General features: G+C 65.9%; 25 protein-coding genes. 16 read left to right on the top strand and 9 right to left on the bottom strand.

Annotated features, from left to right (window positions below):
* Window positions 1–12: 12 nt before the first annotated feature.
* Window positions 13–558 carry a type 1 glutamine amidotransferase domain-containing protein gene (locus tag NY08_RS22295; RefSeq protein ID WP_032393844.1) on the bottom strand — a complete coding sequence of 182 codons (546 nt, stop codon included), beginning with the start codon at window positions 556–558 and terminating at the stop codon, window positions 13–15.
* 62 nt (window positions 559–620) lie between these two features.
* On the opposite strand from NY08_RS22295, the gene NY08_RS26150 reads away from it, so the two are divergent.
* Entirely contained in the window at window positions 621–797 is a 177-nt protein-coding gene (locus tag NY08_RS26150; RefSeq protein ID WP_155290782.1) for a hypothetical protein, read from the top strand.
* Here the strand turns inward: NY08_RS26150 and NY08_RS22300 are convergent.
* Window positions 794–1,531, bottom strand: coding sequence for a TetR/AcrR family transcriptional regulator (locus NY08_RS22300; protein ID WP_045200971.1), 738 nt, complete (start codon window positions 1,529–1,531; stop codon window positions 794–796). The genes NY08_RS26150 and NY08_RS22300 overlap by 4 nt on opposite strands.
* Window positions 1,532–1,605: 74 nt before the next feature.
* On the opposite strand from NY08_RS22300, the gene NY08_RS22305 reads away from it, so the two are divergent.
* The 5 genes from NY08_RS22305 to NY08_RS22325 all read left to right on the top strand — a co-directional run bounded on the left by NY08_RS22305 (window position 1,606) and on the right by NY08_RS22325 (window position 5,666).
* Window positions 1,606–2,880, top strand: a complete 1,275-nt coding sequence (locus tag NY08_RS22305) for a DUF445 domain-containing protein (protein WP_032393845.1) — start codon at window positions 1,606–1,608, stop codon at window positions 2,878–2,880.
* 72 nt (window positions 2,881–2,952) lie between these two features.
* Window positions 2,953–3,420, top strand: coding sequence for a helix-turn-helix domain-containing protein (locus NY08_RS22310; RefSeq protein ID WP_045198858.1), 468 nt, complete (start codon window positions 2,953–2,955; stop codon window positions 3,418–3,420).
* Window positions 3,413–4,201: a heparin-binding hemagglutinin gene (locus NY08_RS22315; protein WP_045198860.1), complete on the top strand. Its 789-nt coding sequence runs from the start codon at window positions 3,413–3,415 to the stop codon at window positions 4,199–4,201. Before NY08_RS22310 ends, NY08_RS22315 begins: the two co-directional genes overlap by 8 nt.
* Before the next feature lie 72 nt (window positions 4,202–4,273).
* A complete protein-coding gene (locus NY08_RS22320) occupies window positions 4,274–4,561 on the top strand; it encodes a DUF2516 family protein (RefSeq protein ID WP_371828356.1) in 288 nt (95 codons plus the stop codon).
* Window positions 4,562–4,640: 79 nt separating this feature from the next.
* Entirely contained in the window at window positions 4,641–5,666 is a 1,026-nt protein-coding gene (locus NY08_RS22325) for an alpha/beta fold hydrolase (RefSeq protein WP_032393847.1), read from the top strand.
* A gap of 1 nt (window position 5,667) precedes the next feature.
* On the opposite strand, the gene purU is transcribed toward NY08_RS22325, so the two are convergent.
* Both purU and NY08_RS22335 read right to left on the bottom strand, forming a co-directional pair.
* Window positions 5,668–6,552, bottom strand: a complete 885-nt coding sequence (purU, locus tag NY08_RS22330) for a formyltetrahydrofolate deformylase (protein ID WP_032393848.1) — start codon at window positions 6,550–6,552, stop codon at window positions 5,668–5,670.
* Between the two features lie 13 nt (window positions 6,553–6,565).
* Entirely contained in the window at window positions 6,566–7,408 is an 843-nt protein-coding gene (locus NY08_RS22335; protein WP_045198862.1) for a class I SAM-dependent methyltransferase, read from the bottom strand.
* Window positions 7,409–7,467: 59 nt separating this feature from the next.
* Between NY08_RS22335 and deoC the strand changes: the two genes are divergently transcribed.
* The gene (deoC, locus tag NY08_RS22340) at window positions 7,468–8,121 is read left to right on the top strand and encodes a deoxyribose-phosphate aldolase (RefSeq protein WP_045198864.1); all 654 of its coding nucleotides are present in this window, start codon (window positions 7,468–7,470) and stop codon (window positions 8,119–8,121) included.
* Window positions 8,122–8,182: 61 nt separating this feature from the next.
* On the opposite strand, the gene NY08_RS22345 is transcribed toward deoC, so the two are convergent.
* Window positions 8,183–8,929 carry an LmeA family phospholipid-binding protein gene (locus NY08_RS22345; protein WP_045198866.1) on the bottom strand — a complete coding sequence of 249 codons (747 nt, stop codon included), beginning with the start codon at window positions 8,927–8,929 and terminating at the stop codon, window positions 8,183–8,185.
* A 109-nt stretch (window positions 8,930–9,038) separates the two neighbouring features.
* On the opposite strand from NY08_RS22345, the gene NY08_RS22350 reads away from it, so the two are divergent.
* On the top strand, window positions 9,039–9,626 hold the full coding sequence (locus tag NY08_RS22350; RefSeq protein ID WP_032393851.1) for a type IV toxin-antitoxin system AbiEi family antitoxin domain-containing protein: 588 nt from the start codon (window positions 9,039–9,041) through the stop codon (window positions 9,624–9,626).
* Here NY08_RS22350 and NY08_RS22355 read toward each other — a convergent pair.
* The 3 genes from NY08_RS22355 to NY08_RS22365 form a co-directional block, all read right to left on the bottom strand.
* Window positions 9,623–10,330 carry a class I SAM-dependent methyltransferase gene (locus NY08_RS22355; protein WP_045198868.1) on the bottom strand — a complete coding sequence of 236 codons (708 nt, stop codon included), beginning with the start codon at window positions 10,328–10,330 and terminating at the stop codon, window positions 9,623–9,625. The two genes, NY08_RS22350 and NY08_RS22355, sit on opposite strands and share 4 nt — an antisense overlap.
* Window positions 10,331–10,473: 143 nt before the next feature.
* On the bottom strand, window positions 10,474–10,977 hold the full coding sequence (locus tag NY08_RS22360) for a DUF2505 domain-containing protein (RefSeq protein ID WP_032393853.1): 504 nt from the start codon (window positions 10,975–10,977) through the stop codon (window positions 10,474–10,476).
* Between the two features lie 11 nt (window positions 10,978–10,988).
* A complete protein-coding gene (locus NY08_RS22365; RefSeq protein ID WP_032393854.1) occupies window positions 10,989–11,498 on the bottom strand; it encodes a DUF2505 domain-containing protein in 510 nt (169 codons plus the stop codon).
* A gap of 57 nt (window positions 11,499–11,555) precedes the next feature.
* Between NY08_RS22365 and NY08_RS22370 the strand changes: the two genes are divergently transcribed.
* The 3 genes from NY08_RS22370 to NY08_RS22380 all read left to right on the top strand — a co-directional run bounded on the left by NY08_RS22370 (window position 11,556) and on the right by NY08_RS22380 (window position 15,500).
* Window positions 11,556–12,572, top strand: a complete 1,017-nt coding sequence (locus NY08_RS22370; RefSeq protein WP_045198870.1) for a UDP-N-acetylmuramate dehydrogenase — start codon at window positions 11,556–11,558, stop codon at window positions 12,570–12,572.
* Window positions 12,573–12,634: 62 nt separating this feature from the next.
* Window positions 12,635–14,185, top strand: coding sequence for an MBL fold metallo-hydrolase (locus tag NY08_RS22375; protein WP_045198872.1), 1,551 nt, complete (start codon window positions 12,635–12,637; stop codon window positions 14,183–14,185).
* 118 nt (window positions 14,186–14,303) lie between these two features.
* Window positions 14,304–15,500, top strand: coding sequence for a L,D-transpeptidase (locus NY08_RS22380; protein ID WP_045198874.1), 1,197 nt, complete (start codon window positions 14,304–14,306; stop codon window positions 15,498–15,500).
* A gap of 67 nt (window positions 15,501–15,567) precedes the next feature.
* Here the strand turns inward: NY08_RS22380 and NY08_RS22385 are convergent, their stop codons facing one another.
* Window positions 15,568–16,323 carry an SDR family NAD(P)-dependent oxidoreductase gene (locus NY08_RS22385; protein WP_032393858.1) on the bottom strand — a complete coding sequence of 252 codons (756 nt, stop codon included), beginning with the start codon at window positions 16,321–16,323 and terminating at the stop codon, window positions 15,568–15,570.
* Window positions 16,324–16,661: 338 nt separating this feature from the next.
* On the opposite strand from NY08_RS22385, the gene NY08_RS22390 reads away from it, so the two are divergent.
* Genes NY08_RS22390 through NY08_RS22410 form a run of 5 tightly spaced genes read left to right on the top strand, consistent with a single transcriptional unit; the run spans window position 16,662 to window position 22,209 of the window.
* Window positions 16,662–17,936 (top strand): ROK family protein, encoded by a 1,275-nt coding sequence (locus tag NY08_RS22390; protein WP_200893145.1) that lies wholly within the window; start codon window positions 16,662–16,664, stop codon window positions 17,934–17,936.
* Between the two features lie 11 nt (window positions 17,937–17,947).
* Window positions 17,948–18,829 carry an alpha/beta fold hydrolase gene (locus NY08_RS22395; protein ID WP_045198878.1) on the top strand — a complete coding sequence of 294 codons (882 nt, stop codon included), beginning with the start codon at window positions 17,948–17,950 and terminating at the stop codon, window positions 18,827–18,829.
* Window positions 18,830–18,867: 38 nt separating this feature from the next.
* A complete protein-coding gene (gene mshA / locus NY08_RS22400) occupies window positions 18,868–20,196 on the top strand; it encodes a D-inositol-3-phosphate glycosyltransferase (RefSeq protein WP_032393860.1) in 1,329 nt (442 codons plus the stop codon).
* Entirely contained in the window at window positions 20,193–20,690 is a 498-nt protein-coding gene (locus NY08_RS22405) for a YbjN domain-containing protein (protein WP_045198879.1), read from the top strand. Before mshA ends, NY08_RS22405 begins: the two co-directional genes overlap by 4 nt.
* 58 nt (window positions 20,691–20,748) lie before the next feature.
* On the top strand, window positions 20,749–22,209 hold the full coding sequence (locus tag NY08_RS22410; RefSeq protein ID WP_032393862.1) for a nucleobase:cation symporter-2 family protein: 1,461 nt from the start codon (window positions 20,749–20,751) through the stop codon (window positions 22,207–22,209).
* The last annotated feature ends 49 nt before the right edge of the window (window positions 22,210–22,258 follow it).

Here is a 22,258-nt window from a genome sequence, read left to right on the forward strand (position 1 = left end):
CACGCTAACCTATCAAGCGCTGAAATGCTCCACGATCTTCGCGCAGAAGGCCGGCAGGTCGTCCGGATTGCGGCTCGACACCAGGTTGCCGTCGACGACCACTTCCTCGTCGACGACGGTTCCTCCCGCGTTGCGAATGTCGGTTCGGATGCTCGGGTAGGACGTCAACGTCCGGCCCTTCACGACGTCCGCCTCGACGAGAGTCCAGGCACCGTGGCAGATGACGCCGACCGGTTTGCGGGCTTGTACGAATGCGCGCACGAACGCCACCGCGTCCGCGTCGACGCGAAGTTGGTCGGGGTTGGTGGTGCCGCCGGGCAGGATCAGCGCATCGAAGTCGTCCGCGGAGACATCGGCGACGACGCGGTCGACCGTGAAGGTGTCGGCGGCATTGACGTCGCTCTCCATCGCTTGGATGTCACCATGGTCGAGTGCCACCAATGTGACTGTGGCTCCGGCATTTTCGACGGCTTCACGAGGCTGAACCAGTTCGACCTGCTCGACGCCGTCTGTAGCGAGAATGGCGATGCGGCGTCCGGTCAATGTATCGGTAGTCATACCTGTTCGAATGTCCGACCGGACCGGATCTCAAACTGACGAGTGATGGTACGAATGGAGACATGAGCGAATCACCCATCGAAACGCCCACCGAGGATCGGGTCGAGCAGAGTCTGCCGATCGTCGACGAGTCCGGCGAGCCGAGTACGAGTGATCTGCCCGTCGAGGCCGACGTCCGGGACGTGCTGGATCAACGAGCCGAGGTCCCGCTCGACGACGACGGGTACGACGAGCGCTAGGGCGTGCCTGGTTCGACGACGAGAGGGTGCGGCTGCGACTTGAACTTCGCGGGGGAGCCGTCGGCCATGGCGACTCCGTGGATGCCGCCCCACATCATCATGCAGAGATAGTCGATCAGATCGTCCGCGGACATGGACTTGTTGGAGATCCACCAGTGCGTGGCCAACTGAACCGCGCCGACGATCGCGAAGGCCCACGGAACCGAACCGCCCGAGTCCATCTCGCGTTGCCGTAGGCGCTCACCCAACACGGTGGAAAGCAACTCGGCGATCATGCGCTCGGACTCGGCGACGACGTCGCGATTGTTGCCGGCGTTGTTCGCCATGACGTACAGGTACACCTCGGGATCGGTGGCCACCGTCTCGACATAGGCGGTCACGACGACGCGGGTGAGTTCGTACTCGTCGAGCTCGTGCGAGATGGCCGCGTAGATGCGAGGTGCCAGGGTCGTCTCGACGTACCGCGACATGGTCGCGCTCGTCAGGTCGTTCTTGTCGGTGAAGTAGCGGTAGAGCACCGTCTTGGAGATACCGATCTCCGACGCGATCTCGTCCATTCCGATCTCGCGGCCCCGCAACCGGATCGCAGCCAGCGTGCCGTCGACCAACTCCTCGCGTCGCGCGATCTTGTGCTCACGCCACCGACGTTTGCGGCCGTCCGGCTTCTCGGCCTTGGGCTTGTCCTCGCTCGGCTCGGACTCGTCCAGCTTTGCCTCCGTCGTATTTCTTGCCACGACCACCACCCTATGCGCCTGCTCGGACACCGTCGCAGGGTGCGTCCGGTTGGTCCGAGGTATTTCTGGGCACAATGTCGGTTGTGCAGCTGATGAACTTCGACGACGACACCAAACGCCGCGACCTCCGCAAGATGAAGACGGTCGCGACGGGCTTTCTCGTCTTCGCATCGATCGTCTACATCTTCTGCCGCTGGCAGGAGTCGACGGGTGCAGGTGCCTGGGTGGGCTACGTGCGCGCGGCATCGGAAGCGGGAATGGTGGGCGCACTCGCGGACTGGTTCGCGGTGACGGCCCTGTTCAAGCACCCGCTCGGCATCCCGATTCCGCACACGGCCTTGATCAAGAAGAAGAAGGACCAGCTGGGTGCGAGCCTGAGTTCGTTCGTCGGCAGCAACTTCCTCGCCCCCGAGGTCGTGTCGGAGAAGGTCGCGTCCGCGCAGGTTCCCCTGCGGTTGGGGACCTGGCTCGCTCAGCCGGACAACGCCGAACGGGTCGCGGCCGAGGCGGCGACCGTGTTGCACGGCGTTGTCGACGTCCTCAACGACGAGGACATCACCGCCGTCATCGACAGCACCATCGTGCGTCGACTCGCCGACCCGCAGTGGGGACCGCCGATCGGCCGGATTCTCGACGAACTGCTCCGCGAGAATCGCCAGCTGCCGTTGATCGACATGCTCGCCGAGCGCGCTCACCAGTGGGCGCTCGGCAGCCAGGAGATGATCGATCGCGTCGTCGCGCGGGACTCCCCGAACTGGTCGCCGAAGTTCGTCGACACCCTGTTGGGCGAGAAGGTCTACAAGGAGCTCGTCGAGTTCACCTGGAAGATTCGCTCCAACCCCGAACACGACGTACGCCTGGCCGCCAACAAGTTCCTCGTCGATTACGCCAACGACCTGCAGCACGACCCGGTCACCATCGAGAAGGCCGAGAAGCTCAAGGCGCAGATCATGGGGCGCGAGGAGATCACCGGCCTCGCCGCGGCGACGTGGAAGGTGGCCAAGCGGCTGATCACCGAGTCGGTGGACGATCCGACGAGCACGCTGCGCACCAAGATCAAGGAGAACACCGCCAACCTCGGGGTGCGCTTGCGCGACGACGAGGAATTGCGCGGCAAGGTCGACGGCTGGCTCCTCGGTGGGGCGAGTTACATCGCCGCGAACTACGCGGACGAGATCACCACGATCATCGGGGACACCGTCGCGCGGTGGGATGCCGAGGAGGCGAGCAAGAAGATCGAACTGCAGGTCGGACGCGATCTGCAATTCATTCGCATCAACGGAACCGTCGTCGGTTCCATCGCCGGTCTCGCCATCTACACGATCTCGGATCTGATCTTCGGGCACTAGTGCTAGCAGAGTGCTTGCAATAGTTAGCACCCTTCGGTACCGTCCAGTAGGACACCGAAACAGGAGGCCGATATGGCCGAGAACGAGGGGGATCTGGTCGCCAAAGCGACCGAGGCGACGCAGGTCGTCGCCGAGGCGGGGGATCTGGTCGCTGCAGTGGTCACCACTGCGGCCCAGGACATCGGCAGCTACATCCGGTCCCAACGAGAAGCCGCGCAGGTATCCATGCGGCAACTCGCCAGCCGGGCCGGAGTGAGCAACCCCTACCTGAGCCAGATCGAACGCGGACTGCGCAACCCGTCCGCAGAAGTGCTAGCGCAGATAGCCAAGGGTCTGCGCGTCTCCTCCGAGGTGCTGTACGTCCGGGCCGGGATCTTGGAAGCGCGTCCCCACGGTCCGGTGCGCGAAGCTCTGCTCGGCGATGAGCACATCACCGAACGGCAGAAGCAAGTGCTGATCGAGATCTACGACTCGTTCTGTCGTGAGAACGAGTCGACGCAGGAGCCCGAACCCGACGAACAGGAGACACCCGATGTCTGATTCCAAGAACTTCGAGAACGTCAAGACCCCGATCTTCGCAGCCGTCGGTGCAGGCGACGCCGTCGTCCAGGCCGTGGCCGACGTCGTCGCTCAGGTGCGCTCGCGCGCCGAGAGCCGCACCAGCGAGGTCAACGCCCGCATCGCCGACATCTCCGAAGACGTCACCGAGGGCGTCGAGAGCCTGCGCGAGCGGCTGGCGAACCTGCCCGCAGAGCTCCCCGACGAGATCGCCGAGCTGCGCGAGCGCTTCACCCCCGAAGAGCTGCGCAAGGTTGCCGAGGCATACCTGAAGGTGGCATCCGACCTCTACACCTCGCTCGCCGAGCGCGGCGAAGAGACCGTCGAGCGCATCCGCCGCACGCCCGCCGTCGAAGAACGCCTCGAACGCGCCAACGCCGCTGCAAACGACGTCGTCGACCTCACCGAGCAGGCCCTCGGAACCGTCGCCTCGCAGACCCGCGCAGTGGGTGAGCGTGCCGCTGCACTGGCCGGTCTCGCATCGGACAAGGTCCGCGAGGGTGCCGAGGAGATCTCCGACGCCGCCGACGAGCTCGCCGAGAACATCGACGAAGCAGGCGACGAGGCCAAGGACAAGGCCATCAAGGCGTCCGACAAGGTGAGCGGCGCGGCGGGCACGGTCGAGGCCAAGACCCGCAGCAACGCCAACTCGCCGATCAAGAAGACCCCGGCACCGGCCAAGAAGACCGCACCGGCACCGGCAGCCAAGAAGTCCACCCCGGCTCCGGCCAAGAAGGCTCCGGCGAAGAAGACCACTCGCTAAAGCACTCGTAAAGAAAACGACCCCTGCGCCGAGCGGCGCGGGGGTCGTTTCTCGTACACTGACCGCGTGAGCATCGCCGGCAGCTTCAGCTACTACATCCTGACCTTTCTGCAGATCCTCGGAGTGGTAGGTGCAGGATTCGCGATCTTCCACGCATTGCGTCAGCGCGCCGACGCCTTTCCTGCCGTGGACAAGCTCACCAAGAACGCGTGGCTGGCCATCCTGTTCGTCGGCCTGCTCCTCATCCTCGTCTCCGGAGTGATCGGATTCCTGGGCATCATCGGCGTCGTCGCCGTGTGCGTGTACCTCGTCGACGTACGGCCCAAGATCGACAGCATCCAGCGCGGACCTCGCTGGTAACCAGCCGCGTCGACGCCCGTTCGGTTCTGGGCGTAGCCTCTACCGCACCCGCTCGGGGGATACAGGTGGAGGGGAATCAGTGGTTTCACGCAAGGTAATCGAACGCGCGCTGTTCGGAGTCGGCAGTGCGGCCGTCGCGGCAGGCATCGGTACGTTCGTCGTTCGGCGGCGTCGCCTGCACTCGTTCACCAAGACGACCGACGTCCAGCCCGACGAGCTGCTGCAGTACCCCACCTTCGAGCCGCACATCACCGAGGTGGTCACCGACGACGGTGCCCACCTGCACGTCCGTAGCTACGGTGACTCCGATGCCGCGCCGATCGTCTTCAGCCACGGCTGGACCTGCTCGGCGGACTACTGGTACCCGCAGATCAACGCCCTCGCCGGCCGCTACCGCGTCATCGCGTACGACCAGCGCGGCCACGGCCGCAGCGACGTGGGAACGCGACCACTGAGCCCCGACGTGCTGGCCGACGACCTCGCTGCGGTCCTCACCGCCACCGTCGACGAGGACAACAAAGCTGTGCTGGTGGGTCACAGCATGGGCGGCATGTCGATCATGGCCTGGGCCGGAAACTATCCCGAACAGGTCGATCGCCTGGTCAGTGCCGTCCTGCTCGCCAGCACCGCGACCGACTCACTCGTCCGCGAAACCACCGTCATCCCACTGCCGCAGCGCTTCCCGCGCCTCCCGACCCCCGTGGGCAAAGCCGTGCTCAGCTCGGCGCTTCCGCTGCGGCCGTCGCCGGTGACCCGCCAGGCCATCAAGTACATCTCCATGGCACCAGGAGCGACACCGGCCGAGGTGGCGTTCTGCGAGAAGATCGTGCTCGAATGCGCCCCGCGCACCCGCGGCATCTGGGGTGCCGCGCTCAGCGACCTCGACATCCACGAAGCGCTCGAGAACATGTCCGTTCCCACCAGCGTGCTCGTCGGATCGGCCGACCGACTGACCCCACCCGTGCACGCCCGCAAACTCGCCCGCGCCCTCGACGATCACGACCACCTGAGCAGACTGATCGTGATCCCCGGCATCGGACACATGAGCTCCGTCGAGGCAATCGACGAATTCAACACCGAAGTGGTTCGGCTCCGGAACTTGTGATCTAGCTGAACACCACGGTCTTGCGGCCGTGCACCAGGACGCGATCCTCCAGGTGCCACCGCAGGCCACGGGAGAGCACCAGCTTCTCGATGTCGCGGCCCTGACGCACCATGTCGGCCACCTCGTCGGAATGGTCGACGCGGATGACGTCCTGCTCGATGATCGGACCCGCGTCGAGCTCGGCCGTCACGTAGTGGCACGTCGCGCCGATCAGCTTCACGCCCCGCGCGAACGCCTGGTGGTACGGACGCGCGCCGACGAACGACGGCAGGAAGCTGTGGTGGATGTTGATGGCCCGGCCCGCCCAGTGTGCGCACAGCGACTCGGGCAGAACCTGCATGAAGCGTGCCAGCACAACCGCGTGCGGATCGTAGGAATCGACCAGCGACCGCACCTCCTCGAAGGCGGGCCCGCGCTCGGCCGGATCCTTGGCGAACTCGACGTGATGGAACGGGGTGCCGTGCGCCGCGGCGATCGGCTCGAGCGACTTGTGGTTGCCGATCACCGCGGAGATCTGAGCGGGCAGTTCGCCGCCCGCAGCGCGCCCGAGGAGGTCGTGCAAGCAGTGCGCCTCCTTGCTGACGAGTAGGACCACGCGCTTGGGCTCACCCGAATCGTGAAGTGTCCATTCGGTTTCCGGGCCGAGCTCGGCAGCCACCACCGCGAAGCGCGTCCTCAGCTCCTCGATGCTCATGTCCACCGACGACGCGCGCACCGCCTGCCGGGTGAAGAACCAACCGGTGTCGGGATCGGCGTGATAAGCGGCCTCGACGATCCATCCACCGACCTCGGCGAGGAAGGTCGAGATGCGGGCGACGATGCCCGTCTTGTCGGGGCAACCGAGCGACAGAACGTAACGGCGATCCTCGGATACGGAAGAACTCATACCGCCGATTGTCTCAGGGCGTCCGCACCCCGGTTGCCACCAGTGTCCCCAGATCGATCGAATCGATTCCGCGCTCGGTGAGCAGCTCCGAGAACTCGGCACGGATCTGCGTCCGGGTCGCATCGTCGAACGGTGTCAGCGCTCCCCGCATGGCGCTGCCCAGCACGAGATCCCACACGAACGACTCCGTCGCGGGAACGTGATTGGACAGCTCCACGACCTCGACATCGGTGGTGCCGGCCGCGGCGAGCCATGCCGACAGAAGATCCGCCGTCTCCATCCGCCGGATCGGGTGCTTGTCGTAACCGTCCTGCGTGAGTGGCCCGTCGTGTTCGCTCGGCGGCGAATGCGCACCGATCACCTCGAAGAACGAGCCCGCGAACGCCTCGAACGCACCCTTGCGCCACACCGTCACCCCGACGCGACCGCCCGGACGAACCAACGACACCAGACGAGCGAAGTCCCCCTCGGGATCGGGCAGAAAGAAGATGCCGTACGAACAGGCCAACGCGTCGTATCCGGCATCGGGAACCGTCGACGGCGGCTCCCATTCGGTGGCGTCGGCGAGCACGAAGTCGATGTTGCGCAGGGCCCGTTCGGTGGCTTTCACCCGCCCGACCTCGAGCAGGTCGTCGGCGAGATCGATGGCGTGCACGAGGCCGTCCGGGCCGACGGCGGCCGCCGCGGGGATCGCCGATGCCCCGGTGCCGGAGCACACGTCCAGGACGGTGTCCCCGGTCGCCAACCCGAGCGCGAAGGCGAGCGACTGCCCGGCCGGCCCCCAGACCTGTGGCGTCACCGCGTCGAACTCCCTGCTGGTGGCGTTGAAGGTGGCGGCGAGCGAGGCTGCGGTCATGAACGAAAATCGTAGACCGACAGGGCTACGAAAGGGCGTGCTGTGAAAAGCTGGAACGCATGACACTCACCCGCTCCGCCCTCGCCGGAATGGTCGACCACACGCTGCTCAAGCCCGAAGCCACGACGGCCGACGTGGCCGCCCTCATCGAGGAAGGCCGCGAACTCGGAGTGCTCGCGGTGTGCGTATCGCCGTCGATGCTGCCGATTCAGGCCGAGGGAATGCTCACTGCCGTCGTCGCCGGGTTCCCGTCGGGCAAGCATCACTCGCTGATCAAGGGTTCCGAGGCCAGGCTCGCGGTGCAGCAAGGCGCCGACGAGGTCGACATGGTGATCGACGTCGGCGCGGCCATCGCGGGGGACTACAACGCGGTACTGGCCGACATCGTCACCGTCCGCGAGGGGATCGCCGGAACCGCGGTCCTGAAGGTCATCATCGAATCGGCCGCACTGTCCGACGACGCGATCGTCGAGGTGTGCCGCGCCGCCGAGAAAGCCGGTGCCGACTTCGTCAAGACATCCACCGGATTCCACCCCGCAGGCGGCGCGAGCGTCGAAGCGGTGCGCTTGATGGCGGAGACCGTCGGCGGACGACTGGGCGTCAAGGCCAGTGGCGGCATCCGCACCACGGAGGCCGCCCTGGCCATGATCGACGCGGGCGCAACACGATTGGGGCTTTCGGGAACGCGCGCGGTGCTCGACGGTCTGAGCTAGAGCGACTGCGTCGCACGTGCACGGTAATTCGTAGCCTGCTACGAATTACCGCTCACGTGGGTTACGCGACCAGCGAGCAACCCTCGGGTGTCGGCTGATTCTGATCCTGCTGAGTCACCGGAATCGTGTACTGCCCGCCTTCGAGGGCGAGCTCGATGCCGCTGTCGGTGACGGTCAGCGACGTCGGAGCCATGTCCAGCGGGTAGGCCTGCAGACTGTCGGTCAGCACACCGACGACGGAGTCGACCAGATCGGTCGGGATGCCGAGACCCAGAATCGATGCGTCGACGGTCTGGAAGTCGACCCTGCCGTCTGCAACCTGCGGCTTGACGGTCAGATTCGCCAGTGCTCCGACGGCGAAGTCGAGGGTGCCCGCCGACGCGTCCGAGGTGACGCCCGAGACGATCGCGCCGATGCCCTGGCTCTGCAGGGTGCGGGTGATGCCGTCGGTCGACCACGAGATGTCGGCACTGGAGCTGCCGATGGTGCCGCCGGAGTCGGCGGTCTGCGTCAGGTTCAGGTCACGTGCCTCGGCGTGCACGACCATGCCCTCGGCGGGACCGAAGCGCGCGTCGTCGCTGTCGACGGTGACCGAGGAGACCTTCTTGTCCACCAGTGACAGCAGGACCGGCTTCAGGCCGAGACCGACCTCGACCTGGCTGCCGAGCTCGGACTCGAGCTGGCCGGCGAGGCAGGATTTGATCTGCTGACGGACGAACAACTCGCCACCGATGGCGGCGACGAGGAGGACGACGACGACGGAGACTGCGATCAGCGGTGCGGTGCTCCGCCTGGCTGTGGATGACATTCCTGGCAGTCTTCCCGATGATTCTGAGCAAGCTCTGTGAAACTCGCCGAACCTGCGTTCTCGATCGAAACTTTGTGACCTGTAACACATTGTGACGTAGGCTTGCGTCATGAGTACGACAGGACCGAGCGTGCACGAATTGCACTCGCTGGCCACTCGCCAGGACGGTTACTTCACGGCCGAGCAGGCCGGCGAGCTCGGCTTCGATTCTGCGATGGCGCGCGTCAATCTGGCCACCAACACGTGGACTCGCGTCGAGCGCAACCTGTTCCGACTCGGCCAGTGGCCACACAGCGAACTCGAAGTGTTCGCCATGTGGTGTGCCTGGTTCGGCGGCGAGGCCGTGATCTCGCACCAGAGCGCAGCGGAGCTACACGGATTCGGGCACCTGCACCCGCAATTCGTCCACGTCTGCGCATTCGGCGACCTACGACTGACCGACACCAGACTGGCGGTTCATCGCCTACGACTCGAGCCCCGGGACGTCGAATCGGCAGGCACGTTCAACCTCACCACCCCGGTGCGGACCGTGCTCGACCTCGCCGCAGGCGGCATCTCCCAGATCACCCTCGACGAGGTGGTGTGCGACGCCGTGGCGATCGGTCGCGTCGACCCGCAGGCGCTGTACTCCGAGGCCGGAAACAGCACCGACCGAGTGGCCGAACGCGTCGAACTGGCACTGTCCGCCTGCACCTAGTCGATTCTCTTTGCCGGTGCGACCGTCGACCACGGGACCGTGAGTACGTTGTCTCGCATCCGTCGGCGCGGGAGTGTGATCGGAAGACCCTGTTCGACAAGAACTTTCATGGCTGCGCGCCACCGAATTCGAGGTCCGAACGGGGCCAGCGGGGCCGAGACCGACCACGCTCTGTCGGCCCGTCGAAGCAGATCGTGGATCAGCTCGCCCTCGATGTTGCGATGTATCAACACCTTCGGAAGCCGCTCCGCGATGTCCGACGGCATCTCGACGTCGAACGGATCCCATGCCAGCGTCAGGGAAAGGGGGCCCTCGGCGTCGAGCAACACCCAGGCGCACCGTCGGCCGAGCTCGTCGCAGGTGCCGTCCATCAGCAGGCCACCGGGTGCCAGGCCCGACAGAATGCGTTGCCAGGCAGCGGGTACCGCATCCTCGGGATACTGGCGCAGTACGTTGAACGCCCGCACCAGGTCGGGGCGCAGGCCCGCCAGCTCGAAACCGCCGCGGGCGAACTGCACGCCGTCACTTCCGGGGACGACGCGAGCGGGGTCGATCTCGAGACCGATGACTCGGAGGTCGGGCCGGACGGTGCGCAATCGACCGGCCAGCTCGAGCGTCGTGTTCGGCATCGCCCCGTACCCGAGGTCGACGACGAGGGGATTCGCCGAGCTCTGCAGAACGCGTCGAACATCGGGGTGGTGCATCAGCCACCGGTCGCTACGACGCAACCGATTGATGCCGGTGGTGCCGCGAGTGATGACACCTTCGGGGGCAGGAGTGGAGCCTGCGGAACGACTCAGATGGGGAATGGAGCCTGCGGAACGACCTCTGTGGACCGGGCTCAGGGCTAGGCGTTCTTCTCGAGCCAGTCGGCGGTCACTTCGCCCTCACCGCGCCACAGGTCGATGAGGTTGACGAGCATCAGCTGCTCGAGTTTGCCGCCGATGAACGGCAGGAAGACCTTGGCCTCGGAGGAGGTGCGCAGGGTCGATCCGCCGTTCGTGGGGAAGAGCGAGGTGGTGCCCTTGAGCGAGCCCGGTCCGGCCGGAATCGACGCGTCGTAGTGGCCCGCGGTGACTTCCTCGAAGGCATCGAAGTGCACGTTGCGGGTGATGATCATGTCCTTCTTCATCACCGTCTGCGCGATGTCGGGCAGTTCGGTGCGCGGGATGACGTGGTGCATCACGATGTCGATTCCGGCGTCGGACACCTCGAAGCTCTTCAGCTCGTTCTCCGAGTACTTACGCATCTCCTCGATGCGCGCATCCCAGTGATCGCGACTGGAGAGCGCTGCATAGACCTGCTGCGTCGAGTGGGTGAACCGGGCGGAGTAGTTCATTCGGCGAGCCATAGTGCGCCAGGTTAGCCGTTCGGGTTCGCGGCGATCCAGTTACCGGTGAAGTCCTGTTCGTTGTCGATGAGGGAGAGCACCTGCTCGCTGATCATCGCTTCGATCTTGCCGCCGAAGATCGGGACCTTGACCTCGGTGGTGCCTGCCAACGCGATGGTGGTTGTGTCGCCGCCGGCGTCGAGCGTGGTGGTGCCGGTGATGCGCGCCGGTGCGCCTTCGACGGTCGCTCCGAACGTGCCGTCGGCGTGGGTGCCGTCGAACGGTCCCCAGCTCTCGGTGCGTTCGATGATGAGGTCGCCCTTCTTGAAGGCGGTCACCGCGGACGGCAGCTCCTCTTCGGGAACTGACTGGGTCATGACGACGTCGATGGTTCCGTTGCCGACCGTGACGCTCTTCAGGCTGGCACCCGGTCCGCCGATCTGCTCGATGCGGTCCTTCCAGTACTGCTCGGACGTCAGCGCGGCGTGGACCTTGTCGGCGGAGGCGGGCACAGTCGAGCTGTGCTCAATGGGGCGAGGCATCCCCGCAGGTTACCGGGTGACCGAAGACCCGGTGCGCGACCGGTAGCGTGAGAGTCCGTGCCTACTGCAATTTCGGAGCTCACCACCATCCGGGTGGGCGGCCCGGCCCGGGAATTCACTGTCGCGACGAACGCCGACGAGTTGGTCTCGCTGGTGCGTGACGCGGACCGCTCGGGGACGGATGTGCTGGTCATCGGCGGCGGATCCAACCTGGTCGTCGGCGACGACGGCTTCGACGGCCGGGTGGTTCGGGTGACCGGGTCCCGGCTGGACATCGACGGCGAGATGGTGACGGTCGATGCGGGCGTCGAGTGGGATGCCGTCGTGCAGGCGACGATCGACGCGGGACTGTCGGGCATGGAAGCGCTCTCGGGTATCCCCGGAACCACCGGCGCGACGCCGATCCAGAACGTCGGCGCGTACGGCGCGTCGACGTCGGAGCTGCTGCACAGCCTCACCGTCTACGACCGCGAGACCGATCGGACGGCGGTGTGGACGCCGGAGCAGTGCGGTTTCGGAACGCATCGGTCGTCGGTGTTCAAGCGATCCTCGCGCTACGTGATTCTGGACGTGACGTTCGCACTGAAGAAGACGACCGAGTCGCTTCCGGTGCGCTACGCGGCGTTGTCGGAGCGTCTCGACGTGCAGATCGGCGACGTCGTACCGGTGCCGGACGTGCGCGCTGCCGTGCTGGCTCTGCGCGGCGAACGCGGCATGGTGCTCGATGCCGGCGACCACGACACGTGGAGCGTCGGATCGTTCTTCCTCAACCCGGTACTGCCCGATGTGCCCGAGGCCGCCGCACACGCGCCCAACTTCCCCGACCCCGCGGGCACCAAGATCCCGGCCGCCTGGCTGATCCAGAACGCGGGCTTCCCACGCGGATACGGCACCGAATTCGGGCGCGGCACCGCGGCGCTCTCCTCGAAACACGTGCTGGCGATCACCAACAGGGGTGGGGCGACCGCGTCGGACATCATGGCGCTGGCCGCGCACGTCCGCGACGGGGTTCAGGAGAAGTTCGGCATCACGCTCACGCCCGAGTGTGACCTCGTCAACTGCGCACTGGGTTAGGGCCGGTCGAAACGGCGCATACGATGAAGCTTTGCAAGTGAAGGCTCCAGGGAGGTAAATCAGTGCAGGTCACCAGCGTGGGACATGCGGGATTCCATATTCGGACCGACGCCGGAAGCATCCTGTGCGACCCGTGGGTCAACCCGTCGTTCTACGCGTCGTGGTTCCCGTTCCCCGACAACTCGGGTCTGGACTGGTACGCCCTCGGTGATTGCGACTACCTCTACGTCTCGCACCTGCACAAGGACCATTTCGACCCGAAGAACCTGGCCGAGCACGTCAACAAGGACGCCACGGTCCTGCTGCCGGACTACCCGGTGCTCGATCTCAAGCACGAGCTGGAGAAGCTCGGCTTCCACAAGTTCTACGAGACGACGGACTCGGTCAAGCACACGATCTCCGGTCCCAAGGGCGATCTGGACATCATGATCATCGCGTTGCGTGCGCCCGCCGACGGGCCGATCGGCGACTCGGGTCTGGTCGTCTCGGACGGCAAGACCGTCGCGTTCAACATGAACGACGCGAGGCCGGTGGACCTGGACGTGATGACCGAGAATTTCGGTCCCGTGGACGTGCACATGCTGCAGTACTCGGGCGCGATCTGGTACCCGATGGTCTACGACATGGTCTCGCGCGCGAAGAAGAACTTCGGCATCCAGAAGCGTCAACGGCAGATGGATCGGGCGCGCCAGTACATCGAGCAGGTCGGCTCCACCTGGGTCGTCCCGTCGGCAGGCCCGCCGTGTTTCCTCGACGACGAACTGCGCTCGCTCAACGACGTCTACGGCGACCCGGCGAACGTGTTCCCGGACCAGATGGTGTTTCTCGAGCAGATGCGACTGCACGGGCACGACAAGGGCCTGCTGATGATGCCGGGCACCGCCGCCACGTTCGACGGCTCCGAGCTGATCTCCCACGAGCACCCGATTCCGACGGCCGAGGCCGAGGCCATCTTCACCACCGGTAAGGCCGAGTACATCGAGGCCTATGCCCAGCGTCAGGCATCGGTCATCGCAGCGGAGAAGGCGGCGTGGGCTCCGGCCGAGGGCGAGCCACTGCTCGACCCGATGAGGGGCCTGTTCGAGCCGATCATGGCGCAGACGGACCTGATCTGCGACGGCATCGGCTATCCCGTCGGAATCACCATGGGCGACGAAACCGTCGTGCTGGACTTTCCGAAAAGGATTGTGCGCGAACCGATCTCGAACGAGAAGTTCCGCTACAGCTTCACCATCCCGCCGGAACTGGTGCGCACCGCGATACGTGACCGAGAGCCGGACTGGGTCAACTCGATCTTCCTGTCCACCCGCTTCCGAGCCCGACGCGTCGGCGGCTACAACGAATTCCTCTACACGTTCTTCAAGTGCCTCACCGACGAGCGCATCGCCTACGCCGACGGCTGGTTCGCCGAGGCGCACGACGACACCGCCACGATCACGATGGGCGGCTACGAGATCCAACGCCGCTGCCCGCACCTGAAAGCGGACCTGACGAAGTTCGGCATCGTCGAGGGCAACAAGCTCACCTGCAATCTGCACGGGTGGGACTGGAGCCTCGATTCCGGGCGCTGTCTGACGTCCAAGGGGCACGAACTGCGCACGCGCAAACTCTGAGTCGTTCCGCGGAACTCCACTCCTGCAGCTGTGAGTCATTCCGCGGGCTCCACTCCTGCAGCTGTGAGACTGCCCCCAAAAATCGGGGTAGTTCGCCGACGCAGGTACGTTGGATAACGTGCATGAGCAGGTAGAACAGACAAAACGGACTCGCACGGTGTGGTTGATCGCCGTGCTGGTCGCCTTGGTGGCACTCGTGGCAGGCTGCACCGTCGGATCGGGCGATGCCGGATCGGGCACGGCAGCCCCGACCACCGAGGCAGCGCCCGTCGCACGGGTGACCGAGAACCCGGTCGCGGGTGCCGTCGACGTCAGTCCCGTCGCACCGATCTCGGTCTCCGTTGCCGACGGAACGCTCACCCAGGTCGCGTTGACCAACCCCGACGGCAAGGTCGTCCAGGGCGCGCTCTCGCCCGACAAGACCTCATACGCCATCACCGAGCCTCTCGGCTACGGCGTGCAGTACACGTGGTCCGGCTCGGCCGTGGGCAGCGACGACAAGGCCGTCGAGATCACCGGTGCCTTCACCACCGTCGAACCCGCCAGCCGCACGTCGGTGAGCACCAACATCGGCGACGGCCAGGAGGTCGGCATCGCTGCCCCGATCATCCTGCAGTTCGACTCGGCGATCGCCGACAAGGCCGCCGTCGAGAAGGCGTTGACGGTGACCACCAACCCGCCGACTCCCGGCGCGTGGGCATGGTTTCCGGACGACAACGGCTCGCGCATCCACTGGCGTCCCACCAACTACTGGGCTCCCGGCACGACCGTCTCGGTGGTAGCCAACCTGTACGGCGTGAACTACGGCGACGGTGCATACGGAGCCGACGATGTCACCCTGAACTTCAGCATCGGACGCAGTCAGGTCGTCGTCGCCGACGCCACCAGCCACCGCATGCAGGTGGTCCGCGACGGCGCGACGATCATGGACATACCGGTCAGCTACGGCGAGGGCAACGAGGACCGCAACGTCACCCGCAGCGGTATCCACGTCGTCACCGAGAAGCACGAGGACTTCCTGATGTCCAACCCGCCGTTCTACGAGAACGTCCGCGAACGCTGGGCTGTGCGCATCTCCAACAACGGCGAGTTCATCCACGCCAATCCGCTGACCACCGGAGTGCAGGGGGCCTCGAACGTCACCAACGGATGCATCAATCTCTCCGACGCCGACGCTCAGCAGTACTTCCAGACGGCGATGTACGGCGATCCCGTCGAGGTCACCGGCACGCGCATCGACCTCTCGGCCGCAGACGGCGACCTGTACGACTGGGCCATCGACTGGCCGACGTGGGAGTCGATGTCGGCGCTGTGAGCACTACGCGCAGGTGAGCGGAACTTCGTAGCCCACTACGAAGTTCCGCTCACCTGCGGCGAAGCCGCTACTTGCGGGAGAAGCGCCCCGGACCGGCCTGATCCCGGGGCTTGATGATGATCTGGTCCAGGTTGACGTGCGACGGGCGCGATGCGACGAAGCCGATGACCTCGGCGATATCGCTCGCCACGAGTGGTGTGATGCCCTGGTAGACCGCGTCGGCCTTGGCGGCGTCGCCGTCGAACCGGACGAGCGAGAACTCGGTTTCCACGGCGCCCGGCGCGACCTCGGTCAACCGCACCGGCTTGCCCAGCAACTCGCCGCGCAACGTCCGATGCAGCACTGCCTGAGCGTGTTTGGCCGAGGTGTAGCCCGATCCGTTGTCGTAGGCCTCGAATGCCGCCACGGACGTGATGGTGACGATCAGACCGTCCCCGGAGTCGATCAGCTTGGGCAGCAACGACTTCGTCACCCGCAATGTACCGAGCACGTTGGTCTCCCACATCCAGCGCCAGTCGTCGAGGTCGGCGTCGATCACCGGGGCCAAGCCCTTCGCGCCCCCGGCATTGTTGATCAACACATCGACACGGGGAACGACCGCGGTGAAGGCGGCGACCGAATCCTCGTCCGTCACATCGAGTTCCAGGGCAGTGCCACCGATCTCCGACGCCAACTCCTCGAGCCGGTCGAGTCGGCGGGCACCGATCACGACGTGGAAGCCGTCGGCGGCGAGTTGGCGGGCGGTGGCCGCGCCGATGCCGGAGCTCGCTCCGGTCACGACGGCGATTCGGGCATCGGGGGAAATGTGTTCGGACGAGGTCATGGCGAAATTCTATGCCCGGCGTGCCCCGTGCTGTCCGATGCCCGATTGGACATCGGACGCAAGGGTGCTAATTTTGATTCCATGTCCGCCAGTGAGACCACCGCGATGCGGGTCACCTATGTGACCGCATCTCTCGGCTCTCGCTTGCCGCTTCCTCGGGAACTGTGTTGTCCCGGCCAAGGAATCCGTCTCTAGCTCTCCGTTTCGAGCTGCAGACAGTCGATTCGCGCGTCGTGGTTCCGTACGACCACCGCGCCCCTTCCTTGACCTGCATCACTTCGCACTTCCGTCGTTGTCCATTCACGACGGAAATCTGCCACTGCTGAGGATCACAACGGATGTCTGTATCAACCCTGCACCACCACACCGGCCCTACCTCTCGGCGGTCTCTCCCGAGGCCTCGATCGCGCGTCCAACTCGTCGCACCGGATCTGCGGATCGCCGACAGTCCCGCCGCGTCGGTGCTTCGGGTGGCCTGCGTCGAGGGGCCCATCTCGCGCGAGCGTGCCGCTCGCGCAACCGGATCGAGCATCGCCACCGTCAATCGGCAGGTGTCGGCCCTGCTCACCGTCGGGCTGCTCCGTGAGCGCGCAGACCTGACGGCACCGGGGGCGATCGGCCGTCCGCGGGTGCCCTTCGAGGTCAATCACGAACCGTTCTCGACCATCGGCATCCACATCGGAGCCGTCGTCACCGGCATCATCGTGAGCGATCTGCGGGGACGCATCCTCGGTGCCATCGAGATACCAACGCCCGCCGGGTCTTCGGAGACAGCGTTGGCGTCGATCACCCGCAGTGCCGGTGCCTTCGCCGGACGCTGGCACCGCCGCACCCCACTGTGGGTCGGGGTGGCGATCGGTGGACGTGTCGACACCGCGACCGGCACCGTCGACCATCCGCGGCTGGGATGGGAGAACGGCCGCGTCGCCGGAATCATCGGCGGTGGACTCGGACTGCCGATCTCGGTCTCCGGGCACGTCGAGGCCATGGCGGCCTCGGAGCTGCTCCTCGCACCGCGCCTGTCGGACAGTGTTGCGTCGCAGAGCAACAGCGGAACTTCTCTGTACTTCTACGCACGCGAGACCGCAGGCATGGCGCTGACCATCGACGGCCGCGTGCACACCCCCACGAGCGGCCCGGGGTCCATCGCACACCTGCCCACCGGATCGTCGGCGCTGTGCAGCTGCGGCAATCGGGGATGCCTCGAGGCCTCCGTCAGCGATCGAGCCGTGGTCGCCGCCGCCGTCGATCGCAAAATAGTCGGACCGCAGCCTCACCCGAGTATCGGCGCGGTGTATCAGGCGGCGCATGCAGGCTCCGAGGCCGCGCGGGAGTTGCTCGTCGAGCGAGCGCAGATTCTGGGGCGGACGGTGGCGCTGCTGCGCGACATGTTCAATCCGGACCGCGTGGTACTCGGAGGCCAGGCGTTCACCGCGTACCCGGCCGGAATTCCGCACGTGGGGGAGGCCTTCGCGACGCATTCGACGTTGGAGCGCAGGGATATTCGGGTGAGCGGTTTCGGCGACAAAGTGCAGGAGTACGCCGCAACCGTGGTCTCTCTGAGCGCCCTGTACTCCGATCCGCTCGCCTCGATGCGCAAGGCTGCCGCGTAGGTTGACCCACTATGAGCCAGCCCGATACGAGCACCCGTGCAGCAGGACCGATTCGCCAGGCCACCGGCATCGACGGAGCCAACATCGTCTACCGCGTCAGCGGTGACCCAGCGGCGCGGCCACTGATCCTGCTGCACGGGTGGGCGCAGAGCTCGGCCTGCTGGGGCGAGGGACTGCTGGCCGACCTGGCGGAGCGTTACCGCGTCGTCGCCGTCGATCTGCGCGGACACGGCTATTCCGACGCCCCGCCTGCCGGTTACGACGATCCCAGGACATGGGCAGGCGATGTCGACGCGGTACTCGCCGCCGAGGGCATCACATCCGACGCGGTGCTGCTGGGTTGGTCGTACGGCGGACTGGTGATCTGCGACTACCTCGCCGAACACGGCACGGGCGCGGTGGCGGGCATCGTGCTCGTCGGTGCGATCACCAGCATCGGCAGGGGAGAGGCAGGCGGCCGCGTCGGAACGGCCATGCGCGCTGCGATCCCCGGTGCGATGGCCGAGGAGCCCCGCGTCGCGATCAAAGCGCTCGGGAGTTTCGGGCACGCGCTGACCGGGCCGACAGAAGGCAAGGGCACGGAGGCGCAGGCGTTGTTCGGGTTGACGCTGTCCACGAGGCCACGGGTTCGCGCAGCCCTGTTCGATCGAGCGGTCGGCCACGACGACCTGCTGCGCAGCCTCGACATCCCGGCGTTGGTGCTGCACGGGACCGAGGACACCGTCGTCGACGTCTCCGCCGGACGGCACGCTGCGGAGCTGATTCCCACGGCGGTCGCGTCGTACTGGGAGGGTGTGGACCACGGGCCGTTCGTCGCCGATCCGCAGCGCTTCTTCACCGAGGTGACCGAGTTCGTGGATGGTCCGAGTCTGCCCGGTCGTCGGAAGGGGTAGTTATCGAGACGTAATGTGGAGGCGTGCACACTGAAGAAGTGACTGGACGCCAGCTGAACAGGGTCGCTGTGTTGTCCTTGCATACCTCCCCGCTGGCGCAGCCGGGAACGGGCGATGCGGGCGGCATGAACGTCTACGTGCTGCAGAGCGCGAAAGAGCTGGCCAAGCGCGGCGTGGAGGTCGAGATCTTCACCCGTGCGACGGCGTCGACCGACGCGCCCGTCGTCGAGGCAGCTCCCGGAGTGCTGGTGCGCAACATCGTCGCCGGTCCGTTCGAGGGGTTGGACAAGCACGATCTACCCACTCAGCTGTGCGCATTCGCAGCCGGGGTGCTGCGAGAAGAAGCTCGCCACGAACCCGGTTACTACGATCTGGTGCACTCGCACTACTGGCTCTCGGGTCAGGTCGGCTGGCTCGCGCGCGATCGCTGGGGAGTGCCGCTGGTACACACCGCGCACACTCTCGCCGCCGTCAAGAACGCGTCTCTGGCGCAGGGCGACTCGCCCGAACCCGCCGCGCGTCAGATCGGTGAGCAGCAGGTGGTGGCCGAGGCGGACCGGCTGATCGCCAACACCACCGAGGAAGCGAAGTCTCTCGTCGAGATCTACGGGGCGTCGCAGGGTTCGATCGACGTCGTTGCGCCGGGAGCCGATCTGGCGCAATACAATCCGGGTGACAAGCGTGCGGCGCGCGCCGAGCTCGGATTGAATCCCGACGAGTCGATCGTCGCATTCGTCGGACGCATCCAACCGCTCAAGGCCCCCGACGTGCTGATCGCCGCGGCTGCCGAAGTGCTGCAACGCAATCCGACGACACCGCTGCGCGTCCTCATCGTCGGCGGCCCGTCCGGCAGCGGACTGGATCGACCGGACGCCCTCATCGATCTGGCCGAGAACCTGGGGATAACTGCCCGAGTGACGTTCATGCCGCCGCAACCGTCGGCGCGCCTGGCCCAGGTCTACCGCGCCGCGGACATCGTCGCCGTGCCGAGCTACAACGAATCGTTCGGCCTTGTCGCGATCGAAGCCCAGGCCTGCGGCACTCCGGTCCTGGCCGCGGACGTCGGCGGACTCGGCGTGGCGGTGCGATCGGGCGAGACCGGACGCCTGGTTCAGGGCCACCGCACCGAGGACTGGGCCGATGCGCTCTCGTCGATGCTGGCGGATCCAGTTGCCTTGGCAGACATGGCGACCGCGGCACCGCAGCACGCCCGCAACTTCTCGTGGGAGCACACCGCCGACGGACTCATCGAGAGCTACCGCAAGGCCAAGTTCCACTTCGACCGAGGCGAGGGACCGAGCGAGTTCTCTCCGCGACGCGTCCGAGGATTGTCGAAACTACGCAGATCAGGAGCTGTGACTGCATGAGCGAGACCGCCGAACTGATCGACCGGGCACTGAAGGACCGCGAGCTGGACTACACCCGGCGGGGCGAGGTGTTCACCGTGGAACTGCCCGGGGAACGCAAACTCAAGACCACGACGATGCTGACCGTCGGGCATCACGGGGTGCGGATCGAGGCGTTCGTCTGCCGCAAACCCGACGAGAACTTCGAGGGCGTCTACAAATACCTGCTCCGACGCAACCGTCGCCTGTACGGGGTTCACTACACGATCGACAAGGTCGGCGACATCTACCTCGTCGGCCGAATGTCGTTGCACGCCGTCAACGGTGACGAACTCGACCGCATTCTCGGCCAGACCCTCGAGGCCGCCGACGGTGACTTCAACGTGCTGCTCGAGCTGGGCTTCGCCGAATCCATCAAACGGGAATGGGCGTGGCGGGTATCGCGCGGCGAATCGTTGGCGAGCCTGAAGGCGTTCGAGCATCTGGTGGAGGCCGGTAAGGCCGAGCAAGCGTAACTCGCCGGAAATGGGTGGGTGCCGCTGCCCGTAACGTCCGGTTCCTAGCCTGACATTCATGACCAGGCCCGAGGACGCTCGCCCACCGGTGCTGCAGATGTTCGGTTACGGTCTGCAACACATCCTCTCGATGTTCGGCGGCGTCATCGCCGTCCCGATCATCGTCGGTGGAGCGGCCGGACTCTCCGGGGCCGATCAGGCCCTGCTGATCTCCTGCGCGCTGTTCGTCAGTGGCGTGGCCACCGTGCTGCAAACGATCGGCATCCCGTTCTTCGGCTCGCAACTGCCGCTGGTACAGGGCATTTCGTTCGCATCGGTCTCGACGGTTCTGACGATCATCGCCGGCGCGGACGACGGGCGAACCGGACTGCGCACCGTGCTCGGAGCCGTTCTCGTGGCCGCGCTGATCGGATTGGCGATCGCCCCGTTCTTCTCCAAGATCGTTCGGTTCTTCCCGCCGCTGGTGACCGGCAGCATCATCACCGTCATCGGACTGTCGCTGATGCCGGTGGCCGCCCGCTGGATCACCGGCCAGGAACTGGTGGGCGGTGCCCCGAACCCGAACTACCTGGACCCCGGCAACATCGGGCTGGCGATGTTCACCCTCCTCGCCGTACTGGTGATGACCAAGATCCCCGGACTGTCGCGGCTGTCGATCCTGCTCGGACTCGTCGTCGGCACCATCGCGGCACTGATCGTCGGCAAGACCGACTTCGACGGCGTCGCCGACGCGTCCGTCGTGGCCGTCCCGACACCCTTCGCCTTCGGCTCCCCGATCTTCGCAATCGGCGCGATCGTGTCGATGACCATCGTGATCCTGGTGATCATGGTCGAGACCACCGCCGACATCCTCGCCGTCGGCGAAGTGGTCGGAACCGACGTCGACTCCAAGCGTGTCGGCGACGGCCTGCGCGCCGACATGGTCTCCTCAGCCGTCGCCCCGATCTTCAACACCTTCCCGGCCACGGCCTTCGCGCAGAACGTCGGCCTGGTGGCGATGACCGGCATCAAGAGCCGCTTCGTCGTGGCGACGGGCGGTGGCGTGCTTGCACTGCTGGGCCTTTCGCCGATTCTCGCAGCCGTCGTCGGGGTCGTCCCGCTTCCGGTTCTCGGCGGCGCAGGCATCGCGCTGTTCGGAACCGTCGCCGCGAGCGGTATCCGCACCCTCGGCAAGGTGAACTACGACAACAACTCCAACGTCGTCATCGTGGCGGTGACCTTGGCGTTCGGCCTCATACCTGTTGTCGCGAGCGACTTCTGGGACGAGTTCCCGGACTGGTTCGTCACGATCTTCCACTCCGGAATCAGTGCCGCCAGCATCGTCGCGGTGGTACTCAACGTATTCTTCAACGTGTTCAAGCCCGGAACTCCGCCGAACCCCTCGGTGGTGGCAGCGGGGCCGGCAGTGATGGTGCGTGAGGACGAAGCACGAATACTCCGTGAAGGCGGCAGCTTGCCCGACGATGTCTCCACCGCGAAGGCCGAGCCGCACAAGGCCGAGCCCGACAGGGATGCCTGACCGAAATCCTGCGCACCCTCGCCCGCGCGAGTAGCGTCCCGACCCAGAC

The organism is Rhodococcus sp. B7740, from assembly GCF_000954115.1.
Classification (GTDB): domain Bacteria; phylum Actinomycetota; class Actinomycetes; order Mycobacteriales; family Mycobacteriaceae; genus Rhodococcoides.